An 18,688-nucleotide genomic window follows, 5' to 3' on the forward strand; every position below is an offset into this window, starting at 1 on the left:
GGGTTGTTCCATGCCGTCGTTCCAGACCAGACTCAAGATCACCGGACTCAAGCCGGGCACCCCGCCGGAAGCCGTGATGGCGGCTGCCGTGGAGGCGCTGGGAACGCGGCACCACGTGGAGGCCAACCAGCTGGAACTCGCCGGCGGGGTCCCGCAGCTGAACCTCCGCTTCCTGGTGGACGCCACGGCCTACGCCGCGGAGAACAGCCAGGCGCTGGAGTCGGCCGCCATGATGCGCGACGCCGTCGAACGCGTTGCGGTGACCGGGAACCTGACCGTGCTGCGGCGCAACAGGGGACGCTGGGCGCCGGTGTAGCCGCGCGGGGCCCAGCAGCGCGGACCCAGCAGCGCGGACCGTGGCGGGAGCGGAAGTGCCGGTCTAGAAGTCCAGCTCCGCGTCGGGGTCCGCCTCGGGGGAGCCGGGTTGCACCACGGGGGAGCGGTTGCCGCGGCGGCGGGTGACGACCACCCCGACGACGGCGCCGATCACCAGCCCAAGGCCCACTCCGATCAGCGAGCTCGCCCAGAACGGCAGCTTGGTGGCCGAACCTGTGATGTACCCCAGGCCCACCGACCAGACCGCCCACAGGCTGCCGCCCAGCGCCGCGCAGAAACTGAAACCGCGGGTGGACACGTTGGCGATCCCCGCCGCGGCCGTGGTGGCAAGTCGGCCGCCCGGGATGAAGCGGATGCCGATGATGGCCCCGTAGGTCGACGATCGTCCGGCCCGAGCGATGGCCAGGTGCACGCCGCTGTGGAACCTGCGGCCCCAGCTCCACCGGTCCAGCACGTGGCTGAGGCGGCGCTTGAAGAGCTGGAAGACCATGATGTCCCCCAGCCAGGAGGCCAGGGCGGCGAGAATTGCCACCAGGAAAACGTTGGCCCGGCCGTCGGCAGACAGGGCTCCGGCGGTGATGACCACCATCTCGGAGGGGACCGGCGGGAAGATGGCGTCGCCGAGGACCACGGGGATGATCCAGAAATAGATCGCGGCTCCCCAGGTGTCCGCATTGGCCAGGTCCATGGGCACAAGTTACCGCATATCCGGCGGGGATCAGTGGTTGGCGCTAGCGGGCTTCGGAAAGTTCGAGCCGGCTGCGGTACTCCACCGGGCTGCCCGAGATGGGGTCCACGAAGCGGATGCCGCGGGCCAGGAGCTGAAGCGGTTTGGCGTAGTCGTCCGGCGCCTTGTCCAGCAGCTCGGGATAGAACGCGTCGTTCACAATCCCGAGTCCCAGCGACGCCATGTGCACGCGGAGTTGGTGCGTCTTCCCCGAGTGCGGCTCCAGCCGGTAGAGCGCACGGCGCGGGGCGGCGGCGTCGGGTGCGTCAAAGGTGCGCAACCGCTCGATCCGGGTCTCGGCGTTGGGCACGCCCTCGATGACCTCGGCGAGCAGGTAGCTGCGGGACTTGGTCATCCTGTTGCGCACGACTACCGGGAAGTCGACGGCGGGGTGCCCCGGGGCGGGCTCCGCGGCGGACACGCACTCGTATTCCTTCTGAACCTGGCGCTTCTCGAAGAGCACCTGGTATTTCCCGCGGGTCTCGGGGTTGGTGGAGAGCAGCAGGATGCCGGCCGTCATGCGGTCCAGTCGGTGCATCGGGATCAGGTCCGGCAGCCGCAGCTGGTTCCGCAGGCGCACCAGGGCCGACTCCTGGATGTAGGTGCCGCCCGGGGTGGTGGGCAGGAAGTGCGGCTTGTCCACGACCAGGAGGTGCTCGTCCTGGTGCAGGATGTTCAGTTCCACCGGGATGCGGGTCTCGGGCGGCAGCGAACGGTAGTACCAGATGAAGGTGTGGCGCTGCAGCGGGGTGGTGCGGTCCAGCGGTACGCCGGCCTCGCCCACGATCTCGCCGGCGTCGAAACGGTCCTCGATGCCCTGCGGGTCGATGTGCCCCCAGCGGTGCATCATGTAATCCATGGCGGTGTCCCACGGCCCCTCGTCCGGCAGCCGCAGGCGGGTCGCGTTCACGCCGTCACGCACGGGCAGGGGGGATTGCATCACCGGTCCATTCTACTTTGCCCGCCCCGGCCGCCCCGCTCCGTTACCACCTAAGCCCCGTCCGCCCTTTCGACGGTTCCGTGCCCGCTCGACGTTTCCAAGCACCGAATCGGCAGGGAACCGTCGAGACGGGGCCGACGACAAAAAAGTTCTTGACAAATAAAACTGTCGGCAACGAGACTTGGAGCATGTTGGACATCGAAGTGATCGAAGACCCGGCCGCGGCGGAGGCATCCTTGGATCCGATCCGGACCCGCATCCTGCGCGAGCTGGCCGAGCCAGGATCGGCAACACAGCTGGCCGCGAAGGTGGGCCTGCCGCGGCAGAAAGTGAATTACCACCTGAAAGCCCTCGAGCGGCATGGGCTGGTCGAACTCATCGAGGAGCGCAGGCGCGGCAACGTCACCGAACGCATCCTGCGGGCGACGGCGGCGTCGTACCTGATTTCGCCGGCGGCGCTTGCCTCCGTGGCCCCGGACCCGCACCGGTTCTCGGACCGCTTCTCTGCGTTCTGGCTGCTGGCGCTCGCGGCCCGCATGGTCCAGGAAATGGGCCAGCTGATCGCCGGGGCCACCGCGGCCAGGCAAAAACTCGCCACCTTCGCGATCGACGGCGAGGTCACTTTCCGGTCCGCGGCCGACCGGGCGGCCTTCGCCGAAGAGCTCGGCGTCGCGGTGACCCGGCTCGTGGACAAGTATCACGACGGCGGCAGCGGCGTCCCGGCGGACGGCTCGCCAGAGTCCCCGGCAGCCCGGCCGGCCGGACGCAGGCACCGGCTCGTCGTCGCACTCCATCCCTCGCTGAAGGCGACGGCACGCACAACAACCCACGCAACCCCGAAAGACACAACCGGCCAAGCCAAGGAGCAGGACAATGACTGACAAGCGCGAATTCGAGATCGTTTACGACACCGAACTGCCCGGCACGCCCGAACAGGTGTGGGAGGCCGTCACGAAGGACACCCCCGCCTGGATGTTTCCCACGGACCAGTGGCCCGCGGTGCGGACCGTGGACGAGTACCCCTCGCATCTGGTCACCCGGATGGACGGCCCGGACGGCTGGTTCAACCAGCTGGAGCACGTGCTGGAACCGCTAGACAGCGGCCGGGCGCGGCTCCACTACGTCCACAGCGGCATTTTTGCAGACAACTGGGACGAGCAGTACGACGGCGCCAGCAAGCACACGGCCTTCTACCTCCACACCCTGGGCCAGTACCTGCAGCACTTCAACGGCCGGCCCGTCGTCTTCACGGACATCCAGGCGCCGGCCGCGTCCCAGGTCCCGGACGGCTTCGACCGGCTCAAGAAGGCCCTCGGCGTCGCCGGGTCGGCCCCCGGCGACGGGGTGGAGCTGGACGTCGACGGCGTCGGGCACCTGGCCGGCGAAGTGGACTTTGCCAACGAAAACTTCCTCGGCCTGCGGACCGCCGACGCGATGTACCGCTTCTTCGGCCGCAACAACTTCGGGGCGCCGGTGGGCATGACCGTGCACGACTTCAGCGGCAGCGGGGACACCGGGGCGACGTCGGACGCCTGGGCCGGATTCCTGGCGAAGGTCTATGCCTAGGTCTTCGCAACCAAGCCCCACTCGCCGTTTCGACGGTTCCGTGCCCGCTCGATGTTTCCAAGCGCCGGATCGGCAGGGAACCGTCGAAACGGGCCGGGGGCCGGGTCAGGCGATGGCCGCGGCGGGCTGGGCGGGGAGGTTCCGGCGCAGCTGCGGGGAGCGGTCCAGCCGGTCCTGGGCCGCGCGCAGGGCCAGCACCGCTGACTCGAGCTGCTCCGGCGGCAGGGTGAACGGCAGCCGCAGGTAGTACTCGAAGGCGCCGCCGACGCCGAACCTGGGTCCCGCCGCGAGGCGGATGCCGAAGTCCGGGGCGAGCACCGCCAGGGCGGTACTGACGGGCGCGGGAAGACGGCACCAGACCGACAATCCGCCAACGGGCCGCTCCGGCTCCCAGTCCGGAAGATGCCCGCGGATCAGGTCCAGCAGGCAATCCCGGTTTCCGCGCAGCGCGGCGAGCCGGGCGGGCAGGGGCTCGGCCAGGTCATTGACCAGGTGCGCCGCGGCGAGCTGCTCCACCACTGGACCGCCCAGGTCCAGTGTGGTCCGCGCCGCGGCGAAGCGCTGGATCAGGGGCTCGCTGGCGCGGATCCAGCCGGTGCGCAGCCCCGCCCAGTGCGACTTGCTGAGCGATCCCAGGGACACCACCGCCGGCCCGAACGCGGCCATCGGAGTGGAGCTGGCGCCGTCGAGGTTCAGCTCCCGCAGCGTCTCGTCTGCCACCAGCACGGTGCCTGACGCCGCGGCGGCCGCTACCAGGCGGCGCCGCTGGGCGTCGGGCATGAGCCGGCCGGTGGGGTTGTGGAAGTCCGGCACCACGTAGGCCATCGACGGGCGCTGCTGCAGCAGCGCCGATTCCATCGCCTCCAGGTCCCAGCCTGCCTGGCCCCCGGCGCGGGCGTGCTCCGTGTGGGCGCCGCCGCCGTGGGCCGCGGGCATGGCCACCGTCACCGGGCGGCAGCCCGCGGCCCGGATCGCGTCGAGGGCATTCGGGTAGCTCGGATGTTCCACGAGCACCTTCCCGGACCGCCCGGCGAGGGTCCGGAGCACGATGTTCAGGGCGTGCTGCGCGCCGGAGGTGACCAGGATCTGCCCGGCGGTGGTGGGCACCCCGGCCGCCGTGTAGCGGGCCGCAATCGCCTCCCGGAGCGGACCCACGCCGAGCGCGTCGTACCCGAAGCCGGGCAGCAGCGCCGGCAGCTCCGTCAGTGCGGCGGCAAACGCCCGGTGCACCACTTCGCCGCTGGCTGGCAGCGAGGCGTAGGCCAGGTCGAGGATCCCGTCGGGAACCGCCAGCCCGGGGGCGCCGCTGAGCCGCAGGCCGCCGTCGTTCCCGCCGGGATGGGCCGGGCCGTGGCTCGGGATGCAGCTCCGGCTCCGGCTGCCCTGGCCGCTGCTGAGGAAGCCCTGCTCGCGCAGCAGGGCGTAGGCGGCAGTCACCGTGGTGCGGCTGATGCCGAGGATGGCTGCCAGCGACCGCTCGCTGGGCAGTGCCACATCGAGCGGGATCCGGCCGTCGAGGATGAGCAGGCGGACCACGTCGGCCAGCTCGCGGTAGGCGGGCGAGGCGCCGACGTTCCACTTACCCAGCAGGCGGGTGAGGGAACTCGGATTCAGGGAGCCGGACATAAAGCCAGTATTCCAAACTGGCTATGGATTACAAGGCCAGTTTTCCGGCAGGATGGTGGCCATGATGACGCGCAGACTCCTCCAGCTCCTGATCGGCCTAGCCCTGTACGGCGTTTCGCTCGCCATGGTCATCCGCGCCAGCCTGGGCACGGCGCCGTGGGACGTCTTCCACCAGGGACTCGCCGGCAGGACCGGGCTGAGTCTTGGCACCGTGGTAATCATCGTCAGTTTCCTGGTCCTGCTGCTCTGGATCCCGCTCCGGCAGTGGCCCGGGGTCGGCACCGTCAGCAACGCCGTGCTGGTGGGGGTCTTCGCCGACCTCGGGCTGGCGCTGATCCCCAAGTTCTCGCACCTGGGTGGCCAGGTCGCGCTCCTGATCGGGGCCGTGCTGCTCAACGGCGTGGCCTCCGCCCTGTACATCGGTGCCCGCCTGGGGCCCGGAGCGCGGGACGGCCTGATGACCGGACTTGCACGGCGCACCGGCTGGCCGGTGCGGGGCGCGCGGACCGGTATCGAGGTGGTGGTGCTGGGCGCCGGTTGGCTGCTGGGCGGCTCGGTGGGCGTGGGGACAGTGCTCTACGCGCTGGCCATCGGGCCCCTGGTCCAGCTCCTGCTGCCGCGCTTCACCGTCCCGGAGCTGAAGTCCGCCGAGCTGAAGTCCGCCGGAGAGGTCCTGCCCGCGGCGGACGACCAGCCGGAAGCGGAAGCGGCCGTGGCCGGGGCTTCGACACCGGCCACCTAGGTCCACGGACGGAGCCTGGCGGCCGCGCACCCGGCCGGCCGCGTCAGGCTCCGAGCAGGGGCTGGCAGGTGGGGCAGAAGTAGATGTCCCGTTCCTCGGTGCCGGTGGCCTTGGCCAGGACGCCGCGCCGGATGGGGGTGCCGCATTTGAGGCAGGGCTGGTGCTCCCGCCGGTACACCCAGTAGCCCGGCCGCCCTGCCGTCCGGCCGACCGGGACGCCGCGAGCGTTGAGCACCGTGACGCGGCGGCCCGGGCCGAGGTTGGCTGTCAGCAGGACCTTCGCGTCGGTGATCATCGCCGCCAGGTCCGGGACCGCCGCGACCGGCGACGCCGGGTGGACGCCGGACAGGAAACACGCCTCGCAGCGGTAGATGTTGCCGATGCCGGCCAGGTTGCGCTGGTCCAGGAGCGCGACGCCGATCGGCACCTCGGGTGCCGCGAGCAGGCGGCGTTCGGCTTCCGCCATGTCCCAGTCCGGGCCGAGCAGATCCGGTCCGAGGTGGCCCACGACGCTGGCCTCCTCCGCCGTCGGGATGACCTCCAGCAGCCCGAGCGAAAATCCGACGGCGTCCGCCGACGCCGTGCGGAGCACACAGCGGGCGGTGAAACCGGGCTTGCGCCAGCGCCCGCCGGGGGGATAGACCTGCCAGTTCCCCTCCATCTTCAAGTGTGAGTGGATAGTGAGCCGGTCCTTCGGGGCCGGTCCCGTCACGCGCATCAGCAGGTGCTTGCCGCGGGGGACGACCTCCTGGACGGTCCAGCCGCCCAGCTTCAGCGTGGCGAAGCGCGGCACCCGGAAATCGGACGCCAACAACTCCTTGCCGGCCAGCGCGGCGTGCAGCTGCGCCGCAGCGCGGAAAACGGAATCGCCCTCAGGCACGGATCCTCAGTCCCTTCGGGGTGGAGTAGGCGCCGGCTTGGGCCAGGGCGGCGGCAACGGGGGTGTCCAGGATGCCGTGGCCGTTGACCTTTTCCATGATGAGCTTGTCGACGGCGCCCCGGGTCACGACACCCACGAGGGCTGCGCCGGCGGCGGCCAGGACTTCGGCGTCGGTGCTGAACGCCAGCAGGGTCTTCCCGCCGCGTTCGACGTAGAGGACCAGGGCTCCGTCGACCAGCACCACCAGGGCACCTGCCTTCCGGCCCGGCCGGTGGCCGGTGCCTGCCTCCTCATTCACGGCCGGCCACGGCAGCGCGGCCCCGTAAGGGTTCGCGGGGTCCGTGGCGGCGAGTGCCAGGGCGACCGGCTCGGCCTTGTTCAGCTGGGCGTCCTCGACGTAGGAGCGCAGCCGGTCCACGGTGGCCGGCACGGCGAACTGGGCTGCGCCGAGGTGCTCAATGAAGTAGCCGCGGCGGCAGCGCCCGGCTTCCTCGAGCCGGGCCAGCACCTTGTACATCAGGCCGAAGCCGCCCAGGATGTTCTCCGCCATGACCGATCCGCGGGTGACTACGCCGTACCGGTCGAGCAGGAGTTCGGCGGTGGCGCGGGCGTGGATGGTGGCGTCGAGTTCGGGGGCCGGGAGCGCGGACCAGCGCCCCGCAGCCAGGGGAGGCGTCGGGGCGGCGCCGCTGACGGAGCCGTAACGGCCGCCGGTAAGGCCCGGCGATCCGAGCAGGCCGGTCCCGTGGGCGCGTCCCAGCCGGCTGAGCCTGGGCGCACGGGCCCGCGGGGCGCGCCCGACCTGCCGGTGCGCGGTGTGCCCGCCCGCGATCAGCGCCCGGACCGGAGCGAACGTATCGCCGGTGATCCGGCCCGCCCAGGCCAAATCCCAGAGTGCGGACACGACGTCCTGGTCGCTGAGTACCGAATCCATCCCGCCGGCAATGTCGGTTAGCTGCCGGAAGAAGTAACCGCCGCCGTTGTTCCGCAGGTGGTCCAGGAGCCGCTGCTGCGCGTCGCCGGGTTCGAAGTCCAGGGCCGGGTTCAGGGTCAATTCGGCGGAATCGGCCAGGTGCAGGCTTACCCAGCCGTCGTTGCCGGGCAGTGAGCCGGCTCCGGACCAGAGGACCTCGCCGGCGGCCATGAGCTCGTCGAGCATGGCCGGCTGGTAGTTGGAGACGCGGCTGGCCAGGACCAGCGGTTCCCAGGCGGAAGCCGGAATCGGCACGCCGGAGAGCTGGTCGATGGCGGTGATGATGCCGTCCAGCCCGCGCAGCGCCGACTGCCCCCGGGTGCCGGGTGTCCGTACGTTTTGCCAGGCCGGGAGGAACCGCCCGTAGGCGGACATATCCACGGGCTCGACCTCGGCGCGCAGCGCGGCCAGGGAGCGGCGGCGGAGCTTGCGGAGCACCTCGGCGTCGCACCATTCGCTGGCGCTTGCCGAAGGCATAACGGTCGCCGGAGCCGGCGGGGCAGCCGGGGCAGGCGCGTCCGCCGGCTCCCCGGCTGACCCGCTTTCCGGTGCCGTGACGTGGGGCCGGAACTCGCCCTCGACGGCGCGCCCATCCGCGGCCAGCCGCTTGAGCGCCGTGCCGACGACGGCGACGCCGAGTCCCAGCCGGGCGGCGGCCTCGGCGGCGGTAAAGGGCCCGTGAGTCCGGGCGTACCGCGAAACGAGGTCGCCCAACGGGTCCGCGACGGGTTCGATGAACGCCAGCGGCACGCCCATCGGCAATGGAACACCGAGGGCATCGCGTAGTCTGGCGGCGTCCTCGACAGCGGCGAACCGCTCGGCGCCGCCGATGTTGACCTTGATCGCACGGTTGGCCCGCTGTAGCGCGGCCAGGTGCGCCGCGGCCTCGGGGCTGCCGGCCGCGATTTTGGCGGGCTCCGGCCCCGCATCGGGCACGCCGTCGACGGCGCCCTCTCCTGCTGCAGCGTCGGCAAGCTCCGTTCCGGACGCGGCCTTGGTTGCGGCGGGCTGGATCTCGGCCTCCAGCCGGGCGGCGACTTCGTCGGGGGTGAGCGGGCCCAGCAGCCGGAGCAGGTCGGCCACGCCCTCCAGCCCGCGCATTCGGCGGTCCGGCGCGAGGCGCTGGAGTTCAAGCTCGGTGGCCTCGATGACCTTCGCGTCGAGCAGTTCGCGCAGCTCCACCCGGCCCAGCAGTTCGTTGAGCAGGGTGGAATCCAGCGCCAGGGCGGCGGCCCGGCGCTCGGCCAGCGGCGAATCGCCCTCGTAGAGGAACTGCGCCACGTAGCCAAAGAGCAGGGACTTCGCGAACGGCGAGGGCTGCTGCGTGGTGGTCTGCAGGATCCGCAGTTCGCGCCGCTCGATCGAGGCGGCAATGTCCTTCAGGGCCGGAAGGTCGTAGACGTCCTGCAGGCATTCGCGCACGGTTTCGAGCACGATCGGGAAGGTCGGGTACTTCCGGGCGACGTCCAGCAGCTGGGCCGAGCGTTGCCGCTGCTGCCAGAGCGGCTGCCGCTTTCCGGGGGTCTGCCGGGGCAGCAACAGGGCGCGGGCGGCGCACTCCCGGAAACGGGAGGCAAACAGAGCGCTGCCGCCGACCTCTGCGGTGACAATCTGTTCCAGCTCCTCGGGCTCGAAGAGGAACAGTTCGGCGCCAGGCGGTTCGTCCTCCATCATCGGCACCCGCAGCACGATGCCGTCGTCGGCGGCCATCGCGGAGCCGTCCATCCCGTAGCGCTGTTGCAGCCGCTGGCCCACGGCGAGGGCCCACGGCGCGTGCACCGGCATGCCGAAGGGGCTGTGCAGCACCACCCGCCAGTCGCCGAGCTCGTCGTGGAAGCGCTCGACCACGAGGGTCGTGTCGCTGGGGACCACCTCGGTGGCGAGCTTCTGCTCGGCGAGGTACTGGATCAGGTTGTTGGCGGCGAAGTCGTCCAGGCCGGTGGCCTTGCAGCGCTCGGTGGCCGGGCCGACGTCGGACGCCGAAAGTTCGCGCATGAACGCGCCGAGGGCCCGGCCCAGGTCCACCGGCCGGCCGAGCGAGTCGCCCCGCCAGAACGGCAACTTGCCCGGCTGGCCGAAGGCGGGGGAGACAAGGACGCGGTCGTGCGTGATGTCTTCGATCTTCCAACTGGTGGCGCCGAGGGCAAAGATGTCGCCGACGCGGGATTCGTAGACCATCTCTTCATCGAGTTCACCCACCCGGCGGCCGCCCTTGGCCGTGGATGCCTGGCCCGCGGCCTTGCCGTCGCCGGTGCCGCCGGGGGAGCCGGTGCCCTCCACCTCCGTGCCGATGATGTACACCCCGAACATGCCGCGGTCCGGGATGGTGCCGCCGGAGGTCACGGCCAGCCGCTGCGAGCCGGGGCGTCCTTCGATGGTGCCGGCGTTGCGGTCCCAGACAATCCTGGGCCGCAGTTCGGCGAATTCGTCGGACGGATAGCGTCCGGCCAGCAGGTCCAGCGTGGCCTCGAACGCGGAGCGCGGGAGCGAGGCGAAAGGTGCGGAGCGGCGGACGGTGGCGAACCACTCCTCGACGTCGATCGCGCCGAGCGCGGTCGCGGCAACGGTCTGCTGGGCGAGAATGTCCAGCGGGTTGGCCGGGACGTAGAGCCGTTCGATCTTGCCGTCCAGCATGCGTTCCACGGTGATGGCCGTGTGGACAAGGTCCGCCCGGTGCTTGGGCAAGAGCACTCCCTGGGAGATCTCGCCGACCTGGTGGCCGGCCCGGCCCACCCGCTGCAGCCCGCTGGCCACCGAGGGCGGCGACTCGACCTGCACCACGAGGTCCACCGCGCCCATGTCGATGCCGAGTTCCAGCGAGGAGGTGGCCACGACGCAGCGCAGCCGGCCGGATTTCAGGTCGTCTTCAATCATGGCGCGCTGGTCCTTCGACACGGACCCGTGGTGTGCCCGGGCCAGGACCGGGTCGGCGCCCGCGGTGCTGCCGGCCTGGGCCATCATGTGCGCCGGCGTCGCGGTCGAGGCGGGCAGCGAACCGTCCGGCCCCGCCGCACCGCCGGCTGCCTCGTCCCAGCCGCCGCCTTCGGCCATCAGCTGGCGCTCGGCGTAGATCTCGTTGAGCCGGGCGGTGAGCCGTTCCGCGAGCCGGCGGGAGTTCGCGAACACGATGGTGGACTGGTTGGCCAGCACCAGGTCCACGATCTTCTCCTCGACGTGCGGCCAGATCGACGCGTGCGGCTGCAGCCCGGACGCCGGCCCCGAGTCGAAGGCCCCGGCGGCGCCCTGGAGATCGGACATGTCCTCGACCGGGACGGAGACGGTCAGGTCCCAGGTCTTCTTGGACGGCGGCGCGACGATCTCGACCGGTGCGGAGCCCGCCAGGAACTGCGCCACGAGTTCCTTCGGTTCCACCGTCGCGGAGAGCCCGATCCGCTGGGCCGGTTTGGGCAGCAGCGCGTCGAGGCGTTCCAGCGAGACGGCCAGGTGCGCGCCGCGCTTGGTGCCGGCCACGGCGTGGACCTCATCCACGATGATGGTGTCCACCTCGTCAAGGGTCTCGCGCGCCTTGGAGGTGAGCATCAGGAAGAGGGACTCGGGGGTGGTGATCAGGATGTCCGGCGGGTGGCTGAGCAGCGAGCGTCGGTCCGCCGCCGTCGTGTCCCCGGAGCGGACCCCAACCGTGATCAGCGGCGCGGGCAGGCCGAGGCGCTTGGCGGTCTGGGTGATGCCGATCAGCGGCGCGCGCAGGTTGCGTTCGACGTCGACGCCCAGCGCCTTGAGCGGGGAGATATACAGCACACGGGTTTTCCGCTTCGGAGCCTTCCGCCGCCCCTTGGTGGCCGCGGCATCCAGCCCGGGCAGTCCGGGAAGTTCCTCGGGGGCCGGCGGTGCGGAGACCAGCAACCGGTCCAGTGCCCAGAGGAACGCCGCGAGGGTCTTGCCGGAGCCGGTCGGCGCCACCACCAGGGCGTGCGCTCCTGAGGAAATGGCATTCCAGGCGCCGTTCTGCGCCGGCGTGGGCGCGGAGAAAGCGCCCAGGAACCACTCCCGGGTCGGCCGGCTGAACCGGTCCATGGCCTCGGCCGCAAGTGTGCCGCCGGCGAGCTCCTGCCCCTTCATTCCTCCATCATGCCTTAAGGCACCGACACTATTTTGCGGCGCGATTTGGCGGTGGGGTCCGTTGATGGGGTCCGGCGGTGCCCTGGGGCGGACGCTACATCGCGGTGAAGGCCGAGACGGTCAGGAGCTTGATCGCCGACTCGCGGCAGGCGTCCTTGGGTGCGGCGATGAACAGCGACGCCGTGTCTTCCGGCGGGTACACCCGGAAGCCGGCAGCCGGGGTGTGGGTGCAGCTGGGGTAGTTGCCGGCCTGCGTGTAGCGCAGGGTGGCTTTTCCGGACTTGCCCGGGGCGAGCAGCACGTCGGCAACGGGCGCCGAGTCGTCGCGTGTCGCCGCGGCACCGATGGGGGCGCCGCTGGCGCCGGCGGTGAGCGATACTCCGGCGAAGCCCTTCAACAGGCACGGCTCAGCGCCGGAGTTCTTCAGGATCAGCTGCATATAGACGCTTCCGGCCGCGCCCCCGCCCCGGGCGTCGAGGGACCCCTTGAGGTTGGCGGCCTTGCAGAGGGCAGGACCGGTCGCGGTGGATGTGGTGGCAGTTGCGGGCGATGCCGTAGCAGTTCCGCCGGACGCCGTCGTGGCAGGGCTGGCGGAAGCCGTCTCGCTGGCGGAGGCCGACGGCGACGAGGCGGTCGTGGCGCCCTGGGACTGGCTTTGGGGCTGGCTTTGGCCGCAGCCGCTGAGCAGCAGCGCAACCGCGGCGGCCGCCGTCACGGAAGTAATTACCAGTTTGTTCTTCATCTGCTGAGGCCTCATGGCACAACTTTGATGTTCCACGGTTGCCTTAGTCAACGACGCCACGACGAAGGGCCCGGATTGATGCCCGGATTGTGATTTCCGGGCATCAACCGGGGGTGCGTTACTTCGCGGGTGCTGGCTTGCGGCTGCGGAGCAGGGCGATGCCGCCCAGGACCAGGCCACCGACGCCGGCGACGAGGCCCGCCCAGCTTCTGGCCTGGCCGCCGTCGTCGTTTGTCGCGGACGTGCGGGCCGCGGGGGAGGACCCCGCCAGCTCGGCGCCGTGTGCGCCATGCCCGTCCGGCTCCATGACGGCTGCCGGCGCCGTCACCGTCAGCGACGGCGCCGGGGACTTCAGCGCATGGGCGTCCTGGCCCGGTGCCGGGACCTGCGACCAGTCCACCCGGCCGACTTCGCAGCTCTGCAGGGTCGGGAAATAGAGGGTCTTTCCGGCAGCATCCGGCAGCTTCACCGACAGCACCAGCGCGTCGCGGAGCTCCGGGCTCAGCGGCGCCTTGGCGGTGTAGACGATCTGGCTGGTGCGCTTGGTGATCGAGGAGCCGTCGGCCAGCTTCTTCGGCGCCGCCAGCTTTTCGGTGACCTTGGCCGCCGTCCAGTTGGGGTTCACGGTGGGCTGGGCGTCGTCGAGCTCCGGCGGCAGGGTGATGGCCACCTTGGTGGTGGCGGATTCCGCGCAGCCGTGCGGGATGGCGAAGGTCAGCAGGGCATAGGAGTTAGCCGTGGTCTTGTCCGGGGAGACGCCGACGTGGGCCGAGGCGCCGCTGATGCCGGCGAGCATCAGAGCGGCGGTGGCTCCGGCGGTTGCGGTGCCGGAGAGGGTGCGGCGGAGGGCGGTGTGTCGCTGTGTGGTGGTCAAAACAGGTGCCTTTCAGGCGTGCGCGCGGCACTCAGTGCGGCACTCAATGCGGCGCGCGGAAACGGGGGAGGCGCGGGGCAGCTGCCCGCCGTGCCGGGGGCACGGAGACTTTGCGGGGCAGGAACGGCCGCAGCCGGAAGGAAAGTTAGGAGGAAAAGACGACGACGGCGGGCGGCCCGCGGCGGCAATCGCGCCGGAGGTTGCGCCACGGCAGCGGGACGGCGCCGACGGACCGGCGCGGCAGCACGCGCGTGAGGGCCGGCTGCGGCAAGACCGCCACCGGGAGCTGGACGAGCGGGCGGAGCCACGCCGCGAGGGACCAGAGCGCATCCTCGCCCTTGGCCAGGATCAGGGCGCAGGCAACGGTTGCCAGGGCGTGGCCGGCGAGCATGGACAGGGCCAAGGCGGAGTCCAGCTCGTGGAGCCGGAGGTGGTCCGCCGGGACCGGAATCGTGGCCAGGCCCGCGTGGTGCGCCGGCGCGGCAATTCCGCCGATTACGGTGCCGGACGCTGGCCCTGACCCTGTCCAGCCGGCCGGCGTGCTGAACGCGGCGAAAGCCTCATGCAGCACCACCTGCCCCGCGCCGAGCAGGCCGGTCATCGCGGGCAGGTTGAGCTTCAGCCTGGTGGCCGTGGTGGAAACCAGTCCGGTGAGGGCCAGGAAAGCGAACAGGATGGCGGGGGCGGGAAGCTGGCCTCCGGCGACAACGTGCGCTGCGGCGGCGAGCGTCACGATCGTCGTGGCGACGATGGCCGAGCGCAATGCGTGGAAGGGTGCTCTGGCGGCGGTGCGCATGGAACACTCCCTTCACCGGCGGCGGTCATGGTTGCTCCCGCGGGCGTCCTGTCGGCAGCGGGTTGTCCCTTGATTCTAGCGGCGATTTCTACAGGGCTACGAAAAAGGACTGTCTGCTACGAAGCGGACACCCCGGTCCGGGGACCGGGGTGTCGTTGTCATGACTTCCGGCGGGTGCGGCGGGACTCAGTTGCCGACGGCGGCTGCCGACGCTTCTGCGGCCCCGGCGAGGCGGATCCAGGTTTCCACCACGGTGTCGGGGTTCAGCGACACGGAGTCGATGCCTTCCTCGACCAGCCATTCGGCGAAGTCCGGGTGGTCGCTCGGGCCCTGCCCGCAGATGCCCACGTATTTTTCGCGCGCCTTGCACGCCTTGATGGCCATGCTCAGGAGCTTCTTGACGGCAGGGTTGCGCTCGTCGAAGCTGCCGGCGACGATCGAGGAATCCCGGTCCAGGCCCAGCGTCAGCTGCGTCATGTCATTGGAGCCGATGGAGAAGCCGTCGAAGTAGTCCAGGAACTCGTCTGCGAGCAGCGCGTTGGACGGAAGTTCGCACATCATGATGACCTCGAGGCCGTTTTCGCCGCGGCGCAGCCCGTTTTCCGCGAGCAGGTCGATGACGCCGCCGGCTTCGTCCAAGGTGCGCACGAACGGGATCATCAGCTTGACGTTGGTCAGGCCCATCTCGTTCCGCACGAAGGACAGGGCCTCGCACTCCAGGTCGAAGCAGTCCCGGAAGGATGGTTCCAGGTACCGCGAAGCGCCACGGAAGCCGATCATCGGGTTCTCTTCGTGCGGCTCGTAAGCGGGCCCGCCGAGCAGGTTGGCGTACTCGTTGGACTTGAAGTCGGACATCCGCACAATCACCGACTCCGGCGCGAAGGCCGCGGCGATGGTTGCCACGCCCTCGGCCAGGCGCTTGATGTAGTAATCGCGCGGACTGTCATAGGCGGCAATGCGCTCCCGGATCTCGGCGAGCACGTCCGCGGGCTGATCGTCCATGTTCAGCAGCGCCTTCGGGTGGATGCCGATCTGCCGGTTGATGATGAATTCCAGCCGGGCCAAGCCCACGCCGTGGTTGGGGAGCTGGGCGAACGTAAAGGCCTGTTCGGGGGTGCCGACGTTCATCATGACCTTCACCGGCGCCTCGGGCAGCTGGGTGATTTCGGTTTCCTCGACGCTGAAGTCCAGGATCCCTTCGTAGATCAGGCCGGTCTCGCCGTCGGCGCAGGAGACCGTCACGTCGAGGCCGTCGGAGAGGACGTCGGTGGCGTCCCCGGTGCCGACGACGGCGGGAATCCCCAGCTCCCGGGCGATGATGGCCGCGTGGCAGGTGCGTCCGCCACGGTTGGTCACGATCGCGGAGGCGCGCTTCATGATCGGTTCCCAGTCCGGGTCGGTCATGTCCGCGACCAGGACGTCGCCGGTCTTGAACGCGGCCATCTGGTCGATCGCGGTGAGGATCCGGACGCTGCCGGCGCCGATCCGCTGGCCGATGGCGCGGCCCTCCACCAGAACCCGGCCGGAGTCGTTCAGGCGGAAGCGGCTCAGGCTGCCGGAGGCCCTGCGGGACTGCACGGTTTCCGGGCGCGCCTGCAGGATGTACAGGCCGCCGTCGAGCCCGTCCTTGCCCCATTCGATGTCCATCGGGCGTCCGTAATGGTTTTCGATGGCGACGGCGTGCCGGGCGAGCTGCTCGACGTCGTCGTCGGTCAGGCTGAAGCGGTTCCGCAGGGACGCCTCGACCGGGACGAAGTCGATGGTGTGGCCGATTTCGCGGTTGCTGGTGTACGTCATCTGGAGCGCTTTTTCGCCGAGTCCGCGCTTGAGGATGGCCGGCCGGCCTGCCGCCAGGGCGGGCTTGTAGACGTAGAACTCGTCCGGGTTGACGGCGCCCTGGACTACGGCCTCGCCGAGGCCGTAGGAGGAGGTGACGAAGACGGCGTCCTTGAAGCCGGATTCGGTGTCCATGGTGAACATGACGCCGGATGCGCCGACGTCGGAGCGGACCATGCGCTGGACGCCTGCGGAGAGTGCCACCTCGGCGTGCTCGAACTTGTGGTGCACGCGGTAGGCGATGGCCCGGTCGTTGTAGAGGGAGGCGAAAACGTCCTTGATGGCGGCCAGGATGTTCTCGATGCCGCGAACGTTCAGGAAGGTTTCCTGCTGCCCGGCGAAGGAGGCGTCAGGAAGGTCCTCGGCCGTCGCGCTGGAGCGGACAGCCCACGAGAGGTCCTCGGAGCCGCCGTGCTTGTCCACCAGTTTCTGGTAGGAATCGCGGATCTGCGCTTCGAAGTGCGGCAGGAAGGGCGTCTCGCGCATCAGGGTGCGGATCTCCTGGCCCGCTGCGGCCAGGGCCGTCACGTCGTCGGTATCCAGGCCCACCAGCCGATCGGCAATCTTCTGGTCCAGTCCGGAGTCGGCCAGGAAGCTGCGGTAGGCGTCCGCTGTCGTGGCGAAGCCGTCAGGAACCTGGACGCCGGCAGAGGTGAGGTTCTGCACCATCTCGCCGAGGGAGGCGTTCTTGCCGCCTACCCTGTCCAGGTCCTTGAGTCCGAGTTCTGAGAACCACAGGATGTCCGTCGTCATGGTTGCTGCTCCTTTGCAGATGATGCCTTAATGCCGCCTGCGTGGGCGGCCGCCGTTTGATGGGCGCAAGTCCTGTCCACAGTGACAGGTCGGCGCCGGTGATTCCACACGATGTGGTCCACGCAACAGTTGTGAAGCGTGGCCTCAGTGCTTGAGGTTCATCTTCTGGAGGATAGTGGCCGCCATTTCCTCCACGGACACGCTGGCCGAATTGAGGTAAGGGATCCCGTGGGACACGTACAGCCGTTCGGCGCTGCGCAGTTCGAAGCCGCACTGCCGCAGTGACGCGTAGGGCGAGCCGCGGCGGCGTTCGGTGCGGACCTGGCTCAGGCGCAGGGGGTTGGTGGTGAGGCCGAAACACTTGGAAACGAACGGCCGCAGCGGCTTGGGGAGTCCCTCGCGTTCAAAGTCCTCGTCCACCAGCGGGAAGTTCGCGGCGAAGATGCCGTGCTGCAGCGCCAGGTACATGGTGGTGGGCGTCTTACCGCAGCGGGACGGGGCCACCAGGATGACCTGCGCCTTCTCAAGCGCGCGCAGGCTCTGCCCGTCGTCGTGCTCCATGGCGTATTCGACGGCGGCCATCCGGGACTGGTAGCGGGCTGCGTTGCCCAGGCCGTGGGCCCGGCCGGGTTCCCCGCTGGCTTGCGTCCCCAAGGCCTGCTCCAACTGCCCGACGTGGGTCCCGATCAGATCCACGATGATCCCCTTGCAGGTGCCCAGCGTCTGCCGGATGTCGCTGCCGACGGCGGTGGAGAAGACGATCGGCTGCTGGCCCGTGGCCGCGAGGTTGTCGATGACCCTGACGACGGCGCGCGCCTGGTCGACGGTGGTGATGAAGGGGACCGTGATGCGGTCATATTCGTTTGCGGGGAACTGCGTCAGCAGGGTGTTGCCGAGCGTTTCCGCGGTGATGCCCGTACTGTCCGAAAGGAAGTAGACCGGGCGGGGAGCGTCATTGGTCATGAACGCATTGTGCACCAGCGGGGGCTGCGCGGTCTTCCATGACGCATGCGCCCGCCGCCGGGGTGCCGGCCGGACTGCGGGGAGTAGGCTGTGACCCACATCCCCAAAGGAGGCCGCATGAGCTACAAATACCGGACCGTCAGGGTCCGCGGTACGGACCTGGTCGGCACCATTGCGCGCAGGCACGGGGGCGCGCCCGAAATCTACGAGACCTCGAAGGACCCGAGTACTTCTGTGGTTCCCGTGTTCTTTCCGGAAACCGGCGAGATCCGCTTCTTCGACCGGTCGGTGCTGGAGGACGTTGTCAGCCCCGCGGGCTAGGAGCAGCGGCTGGCGTGACCTAGTGCGCGTTGTCCGCCCCTGGGTCGGGCTGGTCCGTTGTGGACTCGCGGAAGACCAGAACGGGGCAGTGGGCATGATGGACCGCCTGGGTGGACACGGAACCAAGCAACAACCCCGTGAATCCGCCGTGGCCGCGTGAGCCAACGGCAACGACGTCGGCGTCCCGCGACGCGTCCACGAGCACCGCGGCGGCGCTGCCCTGCACAATGCGTCCGTTGATCTGAACGCCCCGGTCCCGGACCCGGGCAAGTTCCTCATCGAGAATTGACTGGGCGTCGGTCTGGAACACCTCGTAGTCCCAGGCCTGGCCGAGGGCGTCGGTGACATAAGGGAAGTGCCAGGCCGTGAGGGCCAGCACTTCACCGCCGCGAGCCTTGGCTTCCTCAACAGCCCAGTCCATTGCCGCCCGGGACTGCTCGGAACCGTCCACGCCAACCACGATCCTGTAGCTCTCGTTTCCGGCCATATGCCTTCCTTCCGAATGCCAGGCCCGATGCCGGGCGGTGTTGTGA

The 18,688-nt window shown here is 69.9% G+C and carries 16 protein-coding genes; 5 read left to right on the forward strand and 11 right to left on the reverse strand.

Annotated features, from left to right (window positions below):
• Positions 1–10: 10 nt before the first annotated feature.
• On the forward strand, positions 11–316 hold the full coding sequence (locus AC1DH3_RS08085) for a hypothetical protein (RefSeq protein WP_441418972.1): 306 nt from the start codon (positions 11–13) through the stop codon (positions 314–316).
• Between the two features lie 63 nt (positions 317–379).
• On the opposite strand, the gene AC1DH3_RS08090 is transcribed toward AC1DH3_RS08085, so the two are convergent.
• Together AC1DH3_RS08090 and AC1DH3_RS08095 are read right to left on the reverse strand one after the other, a co-directional pair.
• Positions 380–1,024: a DedA family protein gene (locus AC1DH3_RS08090; protein ID WP_441418973.1), complete on the reverse strand. Its 645-nt coding sequence runs from the start codon at positions 1,022–1,024 to the stop codon at positions 380–382.
• A gap of 43 nt (positions 1,025–1,067) precedes the next feature.
• Positions 1,068–2,003 (reverse strand): RluA family pseudouridine synthase, encoded by a 936-nt coding sequence (locus AC1DH3_RS08095; protein ID WP_476909059.1) that lies wholly within the window; start codon positions 2,001–2,003, stop codon positions 1,068–1,070.
• Between the two features lie 188 nt (positions 2,004–2,191).
• Here AC1DH3_RS08095 and AC1DH3_RS08100 point away from each other — a divergent pair, with 188 nt between their 5' ends.
• Complete coding sequence (locus AC1DH3_RS08100) at positions 2,192–2,884, forward strand: helix-turn-helix domain-containing protein (RefSeq protein ID WP_476892844.1); 693 nt, start codon at positions 2,192–2,194, stop codon at positions 2,882–2,884.
• Positions 2,877–3,569, forward strand: coding sequence for an SRPBCC family protein (locus AC1DH3_RS08105; RefSeq protein ID WP_476909005.1), 693 nt, complete (start codon positions 2,877–2,879; stop codon positions 3,567–3,569). The genes AC1DH3_RS08100 and AC1DH3_RS08105 overlap by 8 nt, the downstream gene beginning before the upstream one ends.
• 105 nt (positions 3,570–3,674) lie before the next feature.
• On the opposite strand, the gene yczR is transcribed toward AC1DH3_RS08105, so the two are convergent.
• Positions 3,675–5,195, reverse strand: a complete 1,521-nt coding sequence (gene yczR / locus AC1DH3_RS08110; protein ID WP_476909006.1) for a MocR-like transcription factor YczR — start codon at positions 5,193–5,195, stop codon at positions 3,675–3,677.
• A gap of 61 nt (positions 5,196–5,256) precedes the next feature.
• Between yczR and yczE the strand changes: the two genes are divergently transcribed.
• Positions 5,257–5,937, forward strand: a complete 681-nt coding sequence (gene yczE / locus AC1DH3_RS08115; protein WP_476909007.1) for a membrane protein YczE — start codon at positions 5,257–5,259, stop codon at positions 5,935–5,937.
• Positions 5,938–5,980: 43 nt separating this feature from the next.
• On the opposite strand, the gene AC1DH3_RS08120 is transcribed toward yczE, so the two are convergent.
• From AC1DH3_RS08120 to AC1DH3_RS08150, 7 genes are all read right to left on the reverse strand, one after another.
• Positions 5,981–6,817 carry a DNA-formamidopyrimidine glycosylase family protein gene (locus tag AC1DH3_RS08120; RefSeq protein ID WP_476909008.1) on the reverse strand — a complete coding sequence of 279 codons (837 nt, stop codon included), beginning with the start codon at positions 6,815–6,817 and terminating at the stop codon, positions 5,981–5,983.
• The gene (locus tag AC1DH3_RS08125) at positions 6,810–11,870 is read right to left on the reverse strand and encodes an Lhr family helicase (RefSeq protein ID WP_476909009.1); all 5,061 of its coding nucleotides are present in this window, start codon (positions 11,868–11,870) and stop codon (positions 6,810–6,812) included. The genes AC1DH3_RS08120 and AC1DH3_RS08125 overlap by 8 nt, the downstream gene beginning before the upstream one ends.
• A gap of 94 nt (positions 11,871–11,964) precedes the next feature.
• Positions 11,965–12,627 (reverse strand): DUF4232 domain-containing protein, encoded by a 663-nt coding sequence (locus tag AC1DH3_RS08130; RefSeq protein WP_476909010.1) that lies wholly within the window; start codon positions 12,625–12,627, stop codon positions 11,965–11,967.
• A 103-nt stretch (positions 12,628–12,730) separates the two neighbouring features.
• Positions 12,731–13,408 (reverse strand): YcnI family copper-binding membrane protein, encoded by a 678-nt coding sequence (locus tag AC1DH3_RS08135; protein ID WP_476909060.1) that lies wholly within the window; start codon positions 13,406–13,408, stop codon positions 12,731–12,733.
• Between the two features lie 223 nt (positions 13,409–13,631).
• Complete coding sequence (locus AC1DH3_RS08140; protein ID WP_476909011.1) at positions 13,632–14,282, reverse strand: hypothetical protein; 651 nt, start codon at positions 14,280–14,282, stop codon at positions 13,632–13,634.
• Between the two features lie 186 nt (positions 14,283–14,468).
• Positions 14,469–16,871 (reverse strand): phosphoenolpyruvate synthase, encoded by a 2,403-nt coding sequence (gene ppsA, locus AC1DH3_RS08145; RefSeq protein ID WP_476909012.1) that lies wholly within the window; start codon positions 16,869–16,871, stop codon positions 14,469–14,471.
• A 144-nt stretch (positions 16,872–17,015) separates the two neighbouring features.
• Entirely contained in the window at positions 17,016–17,834 is an 819-nt protein-coding gene (locus AC1DH3_RS08150; protein WP_441418983.1) for a pyruvate, water dikinase regulatory protein, read from the reverse strand.
• A gap of 117 nt (positions 17,835–17,951) precedes the next feature.
• Between AC1DH3_RS08150 and AC1DH3_RS08155 the strand changes: the two genes are divergently transcribed.
• Positions 17,952–18,155 carry a hypothetical protein gene (locus tag AC1DH3_RS08155; RefSeq protein ID WP_069950597.1) on the forward strand — a complete coding sequence of 68 codons (204 nt, stop codon included), beginning with the start codon at positions 17,952–17,954 and terminating at the stop codon, positions 18,153–18,155.
• Between the two features lie 19 nt (positions 18,156–18,174).
• Here the strand turns inward: AC1DH3_RS08155 and AC1DH3_RS08160 are convergent, their stop codons facing one another.
• Entirely contained in the window at positions 18,175–18,642 is a 468-nt protein-coding gene (locus AC1DH3_RS08160; protein ID WP_476909013.1) for a universal stress protein, read from the reverse strand.
• Positions 18,643–18,688: the final 46 nt, after the last annotated feature.

The organism is Arthrobacter sp. 05L428, from assembly GCF_056397665.1.

Bases quoted from the DNA above. Each gene is read 5' to 3' on its own strand.
- AC1DH3_RS08085 (WP_441418972.1), top strand. From the start codon at position 11: ATGCCGTCGTTCCAGACCAGACTCAAGATCACCGGACTCAAGCCGGGC.
- AC1DH3_RS08090 (WP_441418973.1), bottom strand. From the start codon at position 1,024: ATGGACCTGGCCAATGCGGACACCTGGGGAGCCGCGATCTATTTCTGG.
- AC1DH3_RS08095 (WP_476909059.1), bottom strand. From the start codon at position 2,003: ATGCAATCCCCCCTGCCCGTGCGTGACGGCGTGAACGCGACCCGCCTG.
- AC1DH3_RS08100 (WP_476892844.1), top strand. From the start codon at position 2,192: ATGTTGGACATCGAAGTGATCGAAGACCCGGCCGCGGCGGAGGCATCC.
- AC1DH3_RS08105 (WP_476909005.1), top strand. From the start codon at position 2,877: ATGACTGACAAGCGCGAATTCGAGATCGTTTACGACACCGAACTGCCC.
- yczR (WP_476909006.1), bottom strand. From the start codon at position 5,195: ATGTCCGGCTCCCTGAATCCGAGTTCCCTCACCCGCCTGCTGGGTAAG.
- yczE (WP_476909007.1), top strand. From the start codon at position 5,257: ATGATGACGCGCAGACTCCTCCAGCTCCTGATCGGCCTAGCCCTGTAC.
- AC1DH3_RS08125 (WP_476909009.1), bottom strand. From the start codon at position 11,870: ATGAAGGGGCAGGAGCTCGCCGGCGGCACACTTGCGGCCGAGGCCATG.
- AC1DH3_RS08130 (WP_476909010.1), bottom strand. From the start codon at position 12,627: ATGAGGCCTCAGCAGATGAAGAACAAACTGGTAATTACTTCCGTGACG.
- AC1DH3_RS08135 (WP_476909060.1), bottom strand. From the start codon at position 13,408: ATGCTCGCCGGCATCAGCGGCGCCTCGGCCCACGTCGGCGTCTCCCCG.
- AC1DH3_RS08140 (WP_476909011.1), bottom strand. From the start codon at position 14,282: ATGCGCACCGCCGCCAGAGCACCCTTCCACGCATTGCGCTCGGCCATC.
- ppsA (WP_476909012.1), bottom strand. From the start codon at position 16,871: ATGACGACGGACATCCTGTGGTTCTCAGAACTCGGACTCAAGGACCTG.
- AC1DH3_RS08150 (WP_441418983.1), bottom strand. From the start codon at position 17,834: ATGACCAATGACGCTCCCCGCCCGGTCTACTTCCTTTCGGACAGTACG.
- AC1DH3_RS08155 (WP_069950597.1), top strand. From the start codon at position 17,952: ATGAGCTACAAATACCGGACCGTCAGGGTCCGCGGTACGGACCTGGTC.
- AC1DH3_RS08160 (WP_476909013.1), bottom strand. From the start codon at position 18,642: ATGGCCGGAAACGAGAGCTACAGGATCGTGGTTGGCGTGGACGGTTCC.